Consider the following 14,170-nt stretch of genomic DNA (forward strand, 5'->3'; position numbering starts at 1 on the left):
CATGAAAAGAGCCGTCGGCATTCTCGTTACGGTTATTGTCGTGGTCGCGCTTGGCGTTGCCGGCTGGCTTTATCTTGGCCGCAACCCGCTTGCGTTTGCCGGCGGCTCGACCGTGGCGCTGGCGGACTACCATGAGGCCGAGGTCTCCGGCGTGCCGGCGACACTTGCCAGCGCCGACCTGGTGAAGCGCGGCGAATATCTTACCCACGCCGCCGACTGCCAGGCCTGCCACACCGCGCCGGGCGGCGCGCCTTTCGCCGGCGGTTTTGCCTTCAACATGCCGTTCGGCACGATCTATTCCACCAACATCACCCCGGACAAGCAGACCGGCATCGGCAATTACAGCGACGCCCAGTTCCTGGCGGCAGTCCACCGGGGCATTCGCGCCGATGGCACAAAACTCTATCCGGCCATGCCCTACGCCTCTTACAGCCTGATGACGGATGCCGACGCGCTGGCCATCAAGGCTTATCTGTTCACGCTGGCGCCGGTGAATGCCCCGGCAAAGCAGAACCAGCTTTCGTGGCCCTTCGACCAGCGCAGCCTGATCGCGCTATGGAACGTGGCGTTCAACCCGGACCGGCGCTTTCGTCCCAACACCGGCCAGAACCCGCAATGGAACCGGGGCGCCTATCTTGCCGAGGCGATGGGCCATTGCGGGGAGTGCCATACACCGCGCAACCTCGCCTACGGGCTCGACAATCACGGCAAGTTCGCCGGGGCTCTGACCGCGGGCTGGCGCGCCTACAACATCACCGGCGACAAGGTTTCCGGCATCGGCGACTGGAGCGACGACGATCTCTATGCCTATCTGTCGACCGGCCACGCCAACGGCCATGGCGGCGCCGCGGGGCCGATGGGTGAAGCGGCGGACGACAGTTTGAGCTACCTTGTGCCGGACGACACGCATGCGCTGGTCGCCTATCTGCGCAGCATTCCGGCGCATGCCAGCGACCTGCCGCGCACCGTCACCACGGCGGCGCCGGCCTCCTACAAGCAAGGCGCCGTGGCCGATGCAAATCTGCGCGGCGAGAAGATCTTCGCCGGCGCTTGCGCCTCATGCCACGACTGGACGGGTGTGAGCCCGGTCACCGGCTTTGCCACGCTGACCGGCGTGCGCGCGGTGAACGATCCCGGCGCCACCAATGTGGCGCAGACGGTGATCAACGGCGTCAGCCGCAAGACCGCCGACGGCAGGATCTTCATGCCGGCCTTCGGCGAGGGCTATTCCGACGACGACATCGCCGCCGTCGCCAACTACGTCACCGCCCGCTTCGGCGCCAAGGGTGCGCATCTGACGGCCAAGGACGTGGCCGCGCTCAGAGAGCGGGCGGCGCAGCAATCGAAAGAGGCTCCCAATGGCTGAAACGCATTTCGCCCAGTCCGACGCCTATCTCTCCGCCCTGCTCAACGAGGTTCATTCGGTCGGCGCCGCCAGGACGGCAATGACGATGGGACGGCGCACCTTCTTCAAGCTGACCGGGGCAAGTGTCGCGGGACTGGTGCTGGGCTTCCATATCGGCGACGCGGCATTCGCGGCGGCAGCGGCCGACGGTGACGCCGCAGCCGCCAAGGACGAGGCGATGAACGCCTTCATCCGCATCGCGCCGGACAACACGATCACCATCTATTCGAAATGCCCGGAGATCGGCCAGGGCATCAAGACCTCGTTCGGTGTCATCATTGCCGACGAGCTCGATGCCGACTGGAACCATGTCGTCATGGAACAGGCCGACATCAATCCGAAGGTCTATGGCAGCCAGGGCGCGGGCGGCTCGACCTCGATCCCGCGCGCCTGGAACCAGCTGCGCCAGGCCGGCGCCGGCGCCAAGGCGATGCTGGTTGCCGCGGCCGCCCAGGCATGGTCGGCCGACCCGTCGCAGATCACAGCGCAGGCCTCGATGCTGACGCACGCCGCCAGCGGCCGCTCCGCCACCTATGGCTCGTTGGCGGCAGCGGCGGCAAAAATGCCGGTGCCCGATCCGAAAAGCCTGAAGCTGAAGACTCGCGCCGAGTACCGGCTGATCGGCAAGCGCTTTCGCGGCGTCGACGATCCCAAGGTGGTCAGCGGCAAGCCGCTGTTCGGCATCGATGTCCAGCGTCCCGGGATGGTCTATGCCACCTACACCAAATGCCCGGCGGTCGGTGGCAAGGTCCGATCCTTCAACGCCGACGAGATCAAGCGGCAGCCCGGCGTGCTCGACGCCTTCGCGGTCGAGGGCACCGGCCTTGCGGTCGAAGTGATGCCGGGCGTGGCGATCATCGCCAGGGACACCTGGAGCGCCTTCCAGGCCAGGGACAATCTCAAGGTGGACTGGGACCTCAGCGAAGCCTCGACGGACTCCTCCTCGCGCTTTTCAGCGGAAGCGAGAAAGATCGCGGCGAGCTTCCCGCAGACCCCGGACGACAATGTCGGCGACGTGGACAGGTCCTTCGCCAATGCCGCCAAGACGGTCGAGGCCTATTACGAATATCCCTTCGCAGCGCATGCGCCGCTGGAGCCGATGAACACCACGGCACACTGGCATGACGGCATCATGGAACTGTGGGTGCCGACGCAGCAGCCGGATCGCGGCCTGCCGCTCATCGGCAAGGTCGCCGGCATTCCCCCCGAGAAAGTCGTGATGCACCAGACCCGCGTCGGCGGCGGCTTTGGGCGGCGGTTGGTCAATGACTATGCCTGCGAGGCCGCTGCCATCGCGCTGAAGGTCAACGCTCCGGTCAAGCTGCAATGGAGCCGCGAGGACGATTTCAGCCACGACTTCTACCGGCCCGCCGGCTACCACCAGTTCAAGGGCGCAATCGACAAGAGCGGCAGGCTCGATGCCTGGCGCGAACATTTCATCACCTTCACCGCCGACGGCAAGAAAGAGGCCTCGGGCGCCAACCTCACCGACAATCTGAGATATTCCATCAAGGCACCGAACCTGCGCCGCGCAAAGACGATGTTCCCGCTGAAGATCCCGACCGGCGCCTGGCGCGCGCCGGGCGACAACGCCCAGGTTTTCGCTGCCCAGAGCTTCATGCACGAATTGTCGCTCGCTTCGGGGCGCGACCATGTCGAGTTCCTGCTCGATGCGGTGAACCGCGACGTGCCCGAACTTGCGCCCAAGGACGGAAGCGTCAATTTCAGCCCCAGGCGAGCGACCGACGTCATCAGGATGTGCGCCGAAAAGGCGGGCTGGGGAAAGACGCTGCCGAAAGGCAGCGGCCTCGGGCTTGCCTGGTGCTATTCGCACGCCGGCCATGTCGCGCAGGCCGTCGAGCTGAGCATCGACGCCGACAAGCGGATCAGGATCGCTCGCATCGTGGTTGTGCTCGATGTCGGCCCGATCATCGACATGGCGGGCTCCGAAGCCCAGGCGCAAGGCGCATCCACGGACGCTCTCTCGACCGCGATGGGGCTCAAGATCAACATCGAGGATGGCCGTATCCGGGAGCAGAACTACAACGCCTATCCTATCCTGCGCATGCCCTTCGCGCCGATGTCGATCGACGCCTATTTCATCCAGTCGGACAATCCGCCGACCGGCATGGGCGAGCCTGCTTTCCCGGCGCTGGCGCCGGCGCTCGGCAACGCGATCTTCGCCGCCACCGGCGAGCGTGTCCGCCGACTGCCGCTGCGCGATCTCGGCTATTCGCTGGCAACCTGAGCCCGGTTGAGCGCTTATGGGTTTTTCTGGACGCGCTTTTCGAGTTCGGCCGTGCGTGCGCTCAAATCGTCAAGTTCAAACCCCTGCGAGTCGAGGAAGGCGGCCGATCCGTTGTCGGGATCGGCGGCAAGACGTTTCGTCTCCTGCAAATGATGTTTCAGCCAGGCGCGCTGCTCGCGCTGCAGCCGCGCACGTTCGGACCCATGTTCGCGATGCATCAAGGTATTGTAGGCCGCGTTCAACCTGGCATCGAACTTGTCGATCTCGACTTTCCCGCAATCCAGCATGGCCGTGGAGACGCCGCCGGACCGATCGATGCACGCTTTCATTTCGGCATCGCTTTGCGCCATCGCGGGGTGGGTCGTCGTTATGGTCGCAATTGCGAGAAGGCGGGCATATCGAAGCATGGAGGCAGTTCCTTGATTTCCGAACCTGAAGGCGATCGGCCGAACACGGTCATCTGCTTATCGAACCGAAGTCGCCTTAGGGTCAAAGCCGTTATTCGTCGACAAGGCACCCACCCCGCCACCAACGAAATCTTAATGTAAATCAAGCGTAATCCCGACCATTAAAATTGTGCGTATGTGTTGGGGTTGCGCATGCCGGAATATTCCTCCTTCCTCGGGTCGATCCGGATCCGCTACATTTCGGGACTGCTTGTCTTCGCGCTGGCCTCCGCCGCCGTCATGTTCGCGCTCAACCGTGTGAATTCTTACCGTCACGAGGTCGATGCCCTCAGCGGCAATTTCGTCATCTTCGCCCGCGACCTGCGCAACGCCACCAATTTCGCCGAGACCACCGGCACCGCCTGGCGCAGCGAGACGCGCGACGCGCTGACGACCGCCGCGCGCGGCCATTCCGAACGCCTGATGGCCGAGATCGGCATCCTGGACGCCCAGCTTGCCGCGATCAGGCCGCGCCTGTCGAAGGGCACCCTCAACGCATTGGACACCGCTTCGGTCAATGACGACCTGTTCTGGTCGGCGCGCGACATGGTGCGCAACTTCAACCTGATGGCGGTCGCCCAGAAGGTCGACGAGTGGAGCTACCGCGAGATCCGCAACCAGAACGACCTTTTCGCCCAGCCCATGCTGGTGAAGGTGCGCACCGCGCTCGACGAGGAACGCCGCCTCGCCGATGCTTCCGGCGACCGGCTGCTTTTGTGGGCGAGCGGCCTTTTGTTCGCCGTGCTCGCCATCGCGGCGGTCCTGATCTTCCGGCCGATGGAGAATGCGATCCGCCGCGCCTTCGCCGAGACCGCCGCGTCCTTGTTCAAGGCCGAGGCCGCCGACCGCGCCAAGTCGGAATTCCTCGCCAATATGAGCCATGAGATCCGCACGCCGATGAACGGCGTGCTCGGCATGGCCGAACTGCTCGCCAAGACCGAGCTGACGCCGCGCCAGAAGACCTTCACCGACGTCATCGTCAAATCCGGCAACGCGCTGCTCACCATCATCAACGACATCCTCGATTTCTCGAAGATCAATGCCGGCCAGCTGACGCTCGATCCCGCCCCCTTCCGCCTGGCGGAAGCGGTCGAGGATGTGGCGACGCTGGTGTCGGCGCGCGTCGCCGAAAAGAACCTCGAGCTCATCGTGCGTGTCGACCCGCACCTGCCGGCCTTCGTCGTCGGCGATGCCGGGCGCTTCCGCCAGATCGTCACCAACCTGCTCGGCAACGCCGTGAAGTTCACCGAGAAGGGCCATGTGCTGATCGATGTCGGCGGCGATGTCGTCGACGGCGTGGTCCAGCTCAAGGTCCGCGTCGAGGACACCGGCATCGGCATTCCGGCCGAAAAACTGCAAAGCGTGTTCGAGAAATTCGCTCAGGTCGACGGCTCCTCGACTCGCCGCCATGAAGGCACCGGCCTTGGCCTCGCGATCGGCGCGCGTCTCGTCGACCTGATGGGCGGCAAGATCGGCGTCGAAAGCGAGATCGGCCGCGGTTCCGTGTTCTGGTTCGCCGTGCCGCTGCCGGCGCATAACCAGCAGTCGCGCGACGAGCTCGTGCCGGTGGATGTCACCGGCGCCCGGGTGCTGGTCATCGACGACAATCCGGTCAACCGCGAGATCCTGCTCGAGCAGCTGAGAAGCTGGAGTTTCGACTGCGCGGCCGCCGAAAGCGGCGCGGTCGGCCTCGCCTTCCTCGACCGCGCCTGCCAGCTCGGCGCCTCGGTCGACTGCATCATCCTCGATTACCAGATGCCCGGCATGAACGGCGCCGATGTCGCGAGGGCGATTGCCGCCGACAGCCGGCTTTCCTCCATCCCGGTCGTGCTGCTCACCTCGGTCGACCAGGTCGATTTCGGCAGGATGGTGATCGATTTCGGCATCGTCGCGCATCTCACCAAGCCGGCGCGTTCGGCGGTGCTGCTGGGCACCGTGATCTCCGCCATCCAGAAGGCGCGCACGCAGGGCGCCAAGGCACATTTCGTGCGCGAGCCGGCCGCGGCGCAGGCTGCCCCGCCGGCCTTCACAGTCATTCGCGGGCCGGCCGTTCAAGTTCCGGCGGCGCCGGAATCGACCGCCGCGCCAAGCGGTCCGATCGATATCCTGATCGCCGAAGACAATGACGTGAACCAGCTGGTCTTCGGCCAGATCCTCAACGGGTTCGGTCTGAGCTACCGCATCGCGGGCAATGGCCGCACGGCGGTCGAGATGTACCGCTCGCTGCGCCCCCGCCTGGTGCTGATGGACGTCTCCATGCCGGAGATGAACGGCTATGAGGCGACCCGCGCCATCCGCGCCATCGAAGCGCAGAACGGCGACCGCACGCCGATCATCGGCGTCACCGCGCATGCGCTCAAGGGCGACCGCGAAAAATGCATCGAGGTCGGCATGGACGACTATCTGCCGAAGCCGGTCTCGCCCGACCGCCTCGGCGCCAAGATCGGCACCTGGCTCAGCGAGACGGTGGCGGCGAAGACGGCATAGTCAGACCGCCGCGTCGAGACGGTAGCGGCGCATCCAGTCGAGGCTTGTCGCGTCGGAAAGCTTTGCTACGCCTGGTCTGATGTCGCCGACGCCCGGAGGTTGAACGCCCAGCGCCTCGCAGATCGAAATCAGCGTTGCGGCGGGATCGGTGGCGAGACGGTCATAGCCGATCCGCAGCGGAGCGATGTCCTGTTGCGCGAACCAGATGTTCCAGGCCGTGTCATAGGCTTCGAGCTCGCTCACCTCACCCCTGATGCGCTGGAAGTCATAGCGGAGCTCACCCGGCGGTCTGACCCTTTCGATCTCGGTCCCGTCGGGCGCGACGTGCCAAAGGCCGGTCTGCTCCGCCTTGATCAGGGAGACGGCCTGCGCAAGCTTGTCCTCGCGCGAAAGATGCATGTAGAGAATCCGGTCGAAGGCCCTCCCAAAACGCGCCTTGTCCGATTGCAGCCCCGGATGGATCCGGTCGAGGATCGCCGAGAGCTCGTCCAGGTTTTCCCGCATCAGGCGCAGTCCGAAGATGCCGGTGCCGCCCTTGCCGGCCTTGATCGCCGCGTTGAGATAGGCGGCATCGAAGTCGAGCCCGCTCATCGTGTCGCGGCCTGGAAGCTTCCATTCCTCGGCCCATTCCAAGATGTCCTGCCGGCGGTAGAATGAGTGCGGCGCCCCGGTCCGCCCGGTCGACGTCAGCAGATCGCACAGCAAAGTGCTGCCGGTTCTGGGCGTACCGCAGATAATATATGCGTCGAACATCTCGGCTCCTGCGCCCCCTCAAAGACGGCCCAATCCAGTGCCGCCTATAGCCGAAATTCCGGGACAGGAAAGCAGGACTCCCCGCGATCAGCCGCGCTTGAACGGATAGAGGAATTGCCGCCAGTATCCTTTCGGCACCGGATGGCCATGAATGCCGTATCCCTTTGGCCAGCGCCCCTCCGGCAGATGGTAGGTGCCGAACAGCCGGTCGAGCAGCGGGAAATGGATGGCGAAATTGACGTCGATCGCCTCTTTCTCGAGGCCGTGATGCCAGTGATGGAAGCGCGGCGACACCAGCACCTTTTCGACCGGGCCGAAGCTGGTTCCGATGTTGGAATGGATAAAGGACGAATAGACGTAGACGATCAGGATATAGGTCTGGATCGCCGACTCATCGAAGCCGAGCACGAACATCGGCGTGGCCGTCAGGCTGCGCAGAACGATGATCTCCAGGAAATGCATCCGCGCGCCGGCAATCCAGTCCATCGACTTGGCCGAATGATGCACGGCATGAAAATTCCACAGGAACGGTATGCGATGGAAGGCCCGGTGTACCCAATATTGGGCAAGATCGGTGAGGAACATCACGGCCAGCAGTTGCACGATCCAGGGCAGGTCGTGGACCCAGGCGCGCACCGAACCGAGACCGCTTTGCGCGTTGACGAAGTTTGACGGCGCGAGCGTCAGGTAGGTCAGTACCTGCACCAGCAGCGACGAGACCAGATAATAGAACAGGTCTTCGCGCCATTCGTCGCGGAACACGGTCTGAGCCTTGTTGCGGGCAAAAATGCGTTCGAGCGGGACGAACAGCACACCCATGAACAGGACGTTGAGAATGAAGAAATCGAGGCCGAAGAACACGCCGTCGACATGCAACTCGTGACGCGCCGGCAGCATGCCGATGAGCGAGGCCAGCAGCACGGTGACCATCGCCGCCACGCCGAGCGTCTTTTCCTTGCGCAGCATCATGCTCAGGATGGCCAGGACGTAGCCCGAGATAAGCACGAAATAGAGGACCGGCTTGAAGAACAGCATCTGGTGGATGGGCGCCAGATCCGGCATCGAGGTCAGCGACGGGTAGCGCAAGACTATGACCATCAGCAGGCCCGTGACGCCAGCCAGCAATGCGATCGAGCCGGACAGCCAGCCGGACCCGAACGGCCGCTCGGTACGCGGTGTTTCCAGCTCGCCCACAACCCTCTTAAGGAAATCCCCCGCCGGCATGATGCTCCCCCTGTAAGATTCGCGAATAAAGAATACGCCCCGGAAATACTGAGCCCGCTCTTACTATGGCAGGGCGTATTAAGGTTTAATCGCCGCCGCCCTGACAAGCCGATTCTCGTCGCAACATTAGAGCAATTCCAGGAAAAGTGTGGGCGGTTTGGCTCGGCGACTTCGCCGTAGCCTTCCGTCCGGAATTGCGTAAGGCAAAGAGATAGTGCGTTTCGCCGTTTCCGTGAAACGGTGAAACGCACCAGCAATTGGCAATCTGCGTTGTTGACGGCCGGGAAGCTCGATCCACCGCAAGGAATGCAGGTGGCTACAATTTAAATCGCTGCTGGATGAGTCGGGCGCATTCCTGCGCGGTCAGCATGCTGGTGTCGACCTCGAGATCGTAGCGTATCCCCCTGTGCACGCGCTCGAACTGCCAGCGCGCAAGTCCGGGCAATCGGTCGGTTCGCGCGCTTTCTCGGGCTTCGAGCATATCGAGCGGCGCGAACACGCCGATGCGGAAAAGCTCGAAGTCGGACAGCAATTCCTGATACCGCGCCATTTCGCCGTCGAGCATCACATCGTCGACGATGAGGTTGTTGCCCAGGCGCGCCATCGCCGCGATGGCGTGCCGCATGCCTTGCATGGCCCGCCTGCCGACCGGCCCTGCCTCGATCGCGACGGATGGCTTGCCGTCCTCCCAACTGGTCCTGAAGGCGAAACCTGGCAGGTTCTCCTGCAGCGCCTCCGGCAGCATTTCCAGGAAGGCGTCCATCGCGACATGCAGATACGGCTCGGCGGTCATTCCCTGCAAGGCCCGCGCGATCGAGCTTTTGCCGGCGCTGCCGACGCCGTTGAGCAGGACGATCTTGGCTCTCATCTCTCGCCCCCTGTCTTGACCCTGGCGTCACCGGTTGCGCAACACCACGCAGGCGCCGCCGACGCCCTGCAGCTTGTTGCAGATGCCGTTGGCCTCGCCGCGCGAATCGGCACCGATCCTGACCGCATAGATGCCGCGCCGGCCGATCGGCGTGCGCACCCGGCTCACCACCGGGTCATGGCTGGCGAGCAGAGCCGGGAACCGGCCCCTGACCCGCAGCCATTGGCCGATCGCAGCCGAGCGGCGGAAATTGCCCGCCACCTGCACGCCCCACGGCTTGACGTTGATCGAGGCCATGGCGACGGTTCGCGACATGATCACCGGCAGCCGGCGGCAGGCAACCGCGAAGCTCATCTTGGGATCGAGCGGCTGGACGGTGCCGGCATAGGACTTGTCCGAGAACTTGTCGACGGGTTCGCCCATGACGTCGAAGACATAGCTCTCCGTCTCCATCGGCAGGAAGCCGCCCGAACTAAGCCAGCGTGACACTCTGTTCTCGCCGGCATTATAGGCCGCCGCCGCGAGGCCGAGATTGCCGTAGCTGCCCTTCATTTCGGCGAGATACTTGGCGGAAGCCGGGATGGCCTGCTCGATGTCGAAGGAATTGGCCAGGCCGCGCATCTTGGCGGTTCCCGGCATGAATTGCGCGATGCCTTCGGCGCCGACCGGGCTCACCGCGTTCGGATCGAATCGGCTTTCCTTCCAGATCAGCCGGGCGAAGAAATCCTTGGGCAGGCCGTTCTGTTGGGCCTGGGTTTCGATCAGATCGCAGACACGGTTGATCAGCCGTTTGGCCGCGGACCGCGACTGCGGCGGATCGGCGAATGCCTGGCCGGCCGTGATCATCACGAAAAGCAAGAGCAGCGTTGCCTTCAGGAAACGCTGCATCGGCTCATTCCGCGGCGGCTTTGCCGTGTCCGTAGCGCTGCTCGATATAGTCGCCGACCATCTTCTCGAAATCCTGCGCGATCGAGGGGCCGCGCAAAGTCGCCGCCTTCTTGCCGTCGATGAAGACGGGCGCGGTCGGCGTCTCGCCGGTGCCGGGCAGCGATATGCCGATATCGGCATGCTTGGATTCGCCGGGACCGTTGACGATGCAGCCCATCACCGCGACCTTGAGGTTCTCGACGCCGGGATATTTTTCACGCCACACCGGCATGTTCTTGCGGATGTCGGCCTGGATGCTCTGGGCGAGCTCCTGGAACACGGTGGACGTCGTGCGGCCGCAGCCGGGGCAGGCCGCGACGATCGGCACGAACTGGCGGAAGCCCATCGTCTGCAGGAGCTCCTGCGAGACCTGAACCTCGCGCGTGCGGTCGCCATTCGGCTCCGGCGTCAGCGAAATGCGGATCGTGTCGCCGATGCCTTGCTGCAGGAGGATACCCATGGCGGCGGACGAGGCGACGATGCCCTTGGTGCCCATGCCGGCCTCGGTCAGGCCCAGATGCAGCGCATGGTCGGAGCGCGTGGCAAGCTCGGTATAGACGGCGATCAAATCCTGCACGCCGCTGACCTTGGCCGACAGGATGATCTTGTCGCGGCCAAGCCCGATCTCTTCGGCCATCTCGGCCGACAGGATCGCCGACTGCACGATCGCCTCGCGCGTCACTTCCTGTGCCGTCAGAGGAAAACCGTGGGCCTGGTTGTCATCCATCAGCCGGGTCAAAAGCTCCTGGTCGAGCGAGCCCCAGTTGACGCCGATGCGCACCGGCTTGTCATGCTTGATCGCCATTTCGACGATCGCCGCGAACTGGCGGTCCTTCTTGTCCTTGAAGCCGACATTGCCGGGATTGATGCGGTATTTCGCCAGCGCCTCGGCGCAGGCCGGGTGATCGGCCAAGAGCTTGTGGCCGATATAGTGGAAGTCGCCGACCAGCGGCACGTCGATGCCGAGCCGCAGCAGCCGCTCATGGATGCGCGGAACCGCGGCCGCGCTTTCGTCGCGGTCGACGGTGATGCGCACGATTTCCGAGCCGGCCCGGTGCAGCGCCGCCACCTGAGCGACCGTCTGGTCGACATCCGCGGTGTCTGTGTTGGTCATTGACTGAACGACGACGGGCGCGCCACCGCCGACGATGACGCCGCCGACATCGACGCCGACCGACGTCCGGCGCGGGAAAGGGGAGGAAAAATATCCGGTCATGCCGGCCGCCTCTTATCTGCAAGGTCCGGGCATGAGGTGGCGGAGCAAAGATGGCTTGTCAATGGCAAGCCATCGCCAATGTCTACAACGGCCACGCTTGATCGGTGGATCGCGCAGACAACGACAGCGCGTCAGGCCACGGGGGACGCGCCCAAACTTCAGGTGATTTCAGTCAAAAGCACCAAGCCGGTGGCAGTTCTTGCCACCGGACGACTTCACCGCGGCGGGTTGCGGTGATGGTGCCTGGAAGAGCTTCAGTGCGTGGTCGGGCTTCCCTTCAGCTTTTCAATCTCGTCCTTGATTGCCAGCTTGCGTCGCTTGAGATTCACGATTTCGAGGTCGTCCACCGATGGATGGTTCATCGCGTCGATGAGCTCGCGCTCGATGTCACCGTGTTTCCGCTGCAACTCATCAAGATGGGATGCAAGAGACATGATTGGTTCTCCCTTTCATGGTTTCCTCGATTGCAGCCGTCGCGGGCGCCTCCACCGCAGGTTGCGACTGTGACGGCACCATGACAGTTTGCCACCAACCGATCTCGATGTCGAATGCCACGTGGTAGCATTCCACGACAAAGTGAAATGTGATAAGGGCTGCGCGCCGGCTACAAATCTACAAGTCACGAACCCACCGGCCCCGCCCAAACAGCCCGATTGGGCGATGCATACGCAGACGGTAGATAATGTCCGAACAGGAACAGGCTGAAATACGCCTCGAATATTCCCGGCTCAAACAAGAACACGCCGATTTCGACGCCGCCATCAACGCGATGATCGCCACGGGCTGCGACCCGCTTCAGATCCAGCGCATGAAGAAGAAGAAGCTGATGCTGAAAGACCGGCTGTCGGCGCTGGAAGACCGCATCATTCCCGACATCATCGCCTAAAGCATGTCTCCCGAAGGTGGGGTCGCGGCAACGAGGTTGCGGGGCCGTGCGGGCAGCGAAGGGGCGCTCTTCGCGACAATCCTTGCGGCTATCGGCGAATTCCGCTAAGGCGCGCCTTTGCCGCCGGGGAGCGAAGCCTTGACCGATCAGCGTGCCGACGTCGCCATCATCATGGGCAGCCAGTCCGACTGGGCGACGATGCGCCAGGCTGCGGAAACGCTTGAGGCGCTGGGCATCCCGCACAAAAGGCTGATCGTCTCCGCCCACCGCACCCCCGACCGTCTCTATGCGTTCGCCAAGGGCGCCAAGGCCGCCGGCTTCAAGGTGATCATCGCCGGCGCCGGTGGCGCGGCGCATCTGCCCGGCATGACGGCCGCGATGACGCCGCTGCCCGTGTTCGGCGTTCCGGTCGAATCCAAGGCGCTGTCAGGCCAGGACTCGCTGCTCTCCATCGTGCAGATGCCGGCCGGCATCCCGGTCGGCACGCTGGCGATCGGCAAGGCGGGCGCCGCCAATGCCGCGCTTCTCGCCGCCGCCGTGCTGGCGCTCAACGACGACAAATTAGCGGCCCGGCTCGACGCCTGGCGCTCGGCGCAGACCGCCAAGGTCGCCACCGAGCCGACGGACGCGCCGTGAGCCTGGCTCCTGGATCGACCATCGGCATCATCGGCGGCGGCCAGCTCGGCCGCATGCTGGCGATGGCCGCCGCCCGCCTCGGCTACCGCATCGTGGTGCTGGAACCGCAGGCCGACTGCCCAGCCGCGCAGGCCGCCAACCGCCAGATCGTCGCCGCCTATGACGACCCCGCGGCGCTTGCCGAATTGGCCGCCGCCAGCGCCGTCGTCACCTATGAATTCGAGAACGTCCCGGTCACGGCGGCTGAAACGCTGGCGGTAAAGGTCCCGGTCTATCCGCCGGCACGCGCGCTCGAAGTCGCGCAGGATCGCGTGACCGAAAAGAGTTTCCTGAACGGCATCGGCATCCCCACGGCGGCATTCCGCCCGGTCGACAATGACGACCAGCTGACCGAGGCGTTGAAGACGTTCAGCGGCAGCGGCGTGCTGAAGACCCGCCGCATGGGCTATGACGGCAAGGGCCAGCGTGTCTTCCGCAACATGGAGACGGCCGGCTTTGCCGGCGTCTGCGAGGCCATGGGGAATGTGCCGCTGATCTTGGAATCGCTCGTCGCCTTCGAGCGCGAGATTTCGGTGATCGCCGCGCGCGGCCTCGACGGAGCCATCGCCGCTTTCGATCCGTCCGAGAACGTGCATCGCGAAGGCATATTGCGCACATCCACGCTGCCGGCGGCTATCGGGCCTGAAACGGCTGCGGCAGCCAAGGATGCCGCCGCGAAAATCCTTGCGGCGCTCGGCTATGTCGGCGTCATCGGCGTCGAGTTCTTCGTCCTTGCCGACGGCTCGCTTCTGGCCAACGAGCTGGCGCCCCGCGTGCACAATTCCGGCCATTGGACGGAAGCTGCCTGCGTTATCTCGCAGTTCGAGCAGCATGTCCGCGCCATCGCCGGCCTGCCGCTGGGTACGCCTGCCCGCCATTTCGACTGCGTGATGGAAAACCTGATCGGCGACGACATGCTTAAGGTGCCGGCGCTGCTCGCCGAACCCGACCTGATGCTGCATCTCTACGGCAAGGCCGAGTCACGCCCCGGCCGCAAGATGGGCCATTTCACGCGCCTCATCAGGCCGAAATAAC

General features: G+C 64.2%; 13 protein-coding genes. 6 read left to right on the top strand and 7 right to left on the bottom strand.

Annotation, left to right across the window (positions count from 1 at the left end):
• Position 1 precedes the first annotated feature (1 nt).
• Both LB572_RS16325 and LB572_RS16330 read left to right on the top strand, forming a co-directional pair.
• Positions 2-1,366, top strand: a complete 1,365-nt coding sequence (locus LB572_RS16325) for a c-type cytochrome (RefSeq protein WP_224668415.1) — start codon at positions 2-4, stop codon at positions 1,364-1,366.
• The gene (locus LB572_RS16330; protein ID WP_224668416.1) at positions 1,359-3,653 is read left to right on the top strand and encodes a xanthine dehydrogenase family protein molybdopterin-binding subunit; all 2,295 of its coding nucleotides are present in this window, start codon (positions 1,359-1,361) and stop codon (positions 3,651-3,653) included. Before LB572_RS16325 ends, LB572_RS16330 begins: the two co-directional genes overlap by 8 nt.
• 14 nt (positions 3,654-3,667) lie before the next feature.
• Here LB572_RS16330 and LB572_RS16335 read toward each other — a convergent pair whose 3' ends face one another.
• A complete protein-coding gene (locus LB572_RS16335) occupies positions 3,668-4,060 on the bottom strand; it encodes a lysozyme inhibitor LprI family protein (protein ID WP_224668417.1) in 393 nt (130 codons plus the stop codon).
• A gap of 192 nt (positions 4,061-4,252) precedes the next feature.
• Here LB572_RS16335 and LB572_RS16340 point away from each other — a divergent pair, with 192 nt between their 5' ends.
• The gene (locus LB572_RS16340) at positions 4,253-6,586 is read left to right on the top strand and encodes a response regulator (protein WP_224668418.1); all 2,334 of its coding nucleotides are present in this window, start codon (positions 4,253-4,255) and stop codon (positions 6,584-6,586) included.
• Here LB572_RS16340 and LB572_RS16345 read toward each other — a convergent pair whose 3' ends face one another.
• From LB572_RS16345 to LB572_RS16370, 6 genes are all read right to left on the bottom strand, one after another.
• A complete protein-coding gene (locus tag LB572_RS16345) occupies positions 6,587-7,339 on the bottom strand; it encodes a Stf0 family sulfotransferase (RefSeq protein ID WP_224668419.1) in 753 nt (250 codons plus the stop codon).
• A gap of 87 nt (positions 7,340-7,426) precedes the next feature.
• The gene (locus LB572_RS16350; RefSeq protein WP_224668420.1) at positions 7,427-8,563 is read right to left on the bottom strand and encodes a sterol desaturase family protein; all 1,137 of its coding nucleotides are present in this window, start codon (positions 8,561-8,563) and stop codon (positions 7,427-7,429) included.
• A 316-nt stretch (positions 8,564-8,879) separates the two neighbouring features.
• Positions 8,880-9,431, bottom strand: coding sequence for a chloramphenicol phosphotransferase CPT family protein (locus tag LB572_RS16355; RefSeq protein ID WP_224668421.1), 552 nt, complete (start codon positions 9,429-9,431; stop codon positions 8,880-8,882).
• A gap of 27 nt (positions 9,432-9,458) precedes the next feature.
• On the bottom strand, positions 9,459-10,319 hold the full coding sequence (locus LB572_RS16360) for a lytic transglycosylase domain-containing protein (RefSeq protein ID WP_140807174.1): 861 nt from the start codon (positions 10,317-10,319) through the stop codon (positions 9,459-9,461).
• A 4-nt stretch (positions 10,320-10,323) separates the two neighbouring features.
• Positions 10,324-11,574 (bottom strand): flavodoxin-dependent (E)-4-hydroxy-3-methylbut-2-enyl-diphosphate synthase, encoded by a 1,251-nt coding sequence (ispG, locus tag LB572_RS16365; RefSeq protein ID WP_224668422.1) that lies wholly within the window; start codon positions 11,572-11,574, stop codon positions 10,324-10,326.
• A 254-nt stretch (positions 11,575-11,828) separates the two neighbouring features.
• Positions 11,829-12,008 carry a YdcH family protein gene (locus LB572_RS16370; protein WP_140807172.1) on the bottom strand — a complete coding sequence of 60 codons (180 nt, stop codon included), beginning with the start codon at positions 12,006-12,008 and terminating at the stop codon, positions 11,829-11,831.
• 248 nt (positions 12,009-12,256) lie between these two features.
• Here LB572_RS16370 and LB572_RS16375 point away from each other — a divergent pair, with 248 nt between their 5' ends.
• From LB572_RS16375 to LB572_RS16385, 3 genes are all read left to right on the top strand, one after another.
• The gene (locus LB572_RS16375; RefSeq protein ID WP_040985243.1) at positions 12,257-12,460 is read left to right on the top strand and encodes a YdcH family protein; all 204 of its coding nucleotides are present in this window, start codon (positions 12,257-12,259) and stop codon (positions 12,458-12,460) included.
• 138 nt (positions 12,461-12,598) lie between these two features.
• The gene (purE, locus tag LB572_RS16380) at positions 12,599-13,096 is read left to right on the top strand and encodes a 5-(carboxyamino)imidazole ribonucleotide mutase (RefSeq protein ID WP_140807171.1); all 498 of its coding nucleotides are present in this window, start codon (positions 12,599-12,601) and stop codon (positions 13,094-13,096) included.
• Positions 13,093-14,169, top strand: a complete 1,077-nt coding sequence (locus LB572_RS16385; RefSeq protein WP_224668423.1) for a 5-(carboxyamino)imidazole ribonucleotide synthase — start codon at positions 13,093-13,095, stop codon at positions 14,167-14,169. The genes purE and LB572_RS16385 overlap by 4 nt, the downstream gene beginning before the upstream one ends.
• Position 14,170 lies beyond the last annotated feature (1 nt).

Source organism: Mesorhizobium sp. BH1-1-5, from assembly GCF_020165615.1.
Classification (GTDB): domain Bacteria; phylum Pseudomonadota; class Alphaproteobacteria; order Rhizobiales; family Rhizobiaceae; genus Mesorhizobium.

Coding starts and splice junctions, on each gene's coding strand:
- LB572_RS16340 (WP_224668418.1), top strand. CDS start 4,253: ATGCCGGAATATTCCTCCTTCCTCGGGTCGATCCGGATCCGCTACATT.
- LB572_RS16355 (WP_224668421.1), bottom strand. CDS start 9,431: ATGAGAGCCAAGATCGTCCTGCTCAACGGCGTCGGCAGCGCCGGCAAA.
- ispG (WP_224668422.1), bottom strand. CDS start 11,574: ATGACCGGATATTTTTCCTCCCCTTTCCCGCGCCGGACGTCGGTCGGC.
- LB572_RS16330 (WP_224668416.1), top strand. CDS start 1,359: ATGGCTGAAACGCATTTCGCCCAGTCCGACGCCTATCTCTCCGCCCTG.
- LB572_RS16350 (WP_224668420.1), bottom strand. CDS start 8,563: ATGCCGGCGGGGGATTTCCTTAAGAGGGTTGTGGGCGAGCTGGAAACA.
- LB572_RS16370 (WP_140807172.1), bottom strand. CDS start 12,008: ATGTCTCTTGCATCCCATCTTGATGAGTTGCAGCGGAAACACGGTGAC.
- LB572_RS16335 (WP_224668417.1), bottom strand. CDS start 4,060: ATGCTTCGATATGCCCGCCTTCTCGCAATTGCGACCATAACGACGACC.
- LB572_RS16345 (WP_224668419.1), bottom strand. CDS start 7,339: ATGTTCGACGCATATATTATCTGCGGTACGCCCAGAACCGGCAGCACT.
- LB572_RS16375 (WP_040985243.1), top strand. CDS start 12,257: ATGTCCGAACAGGAACAGGCTGAAATACGCCTCGAATATTCCCGGCTC.
- LB572_RS16325 (WP_224668415.1), top strand. CDS start 2: ATGAAAAGAGCCGTCGGCATTCTCGTTACGGTTATTGTCGTGGTCGCG.
- LB572_RS16360 (WP_140807174.1), bottom strand. CDS start 10,319: ATGCAGCGTTTCCTGAAGGCAACGCTGCTCTTGCTTTTCGTGATGATC.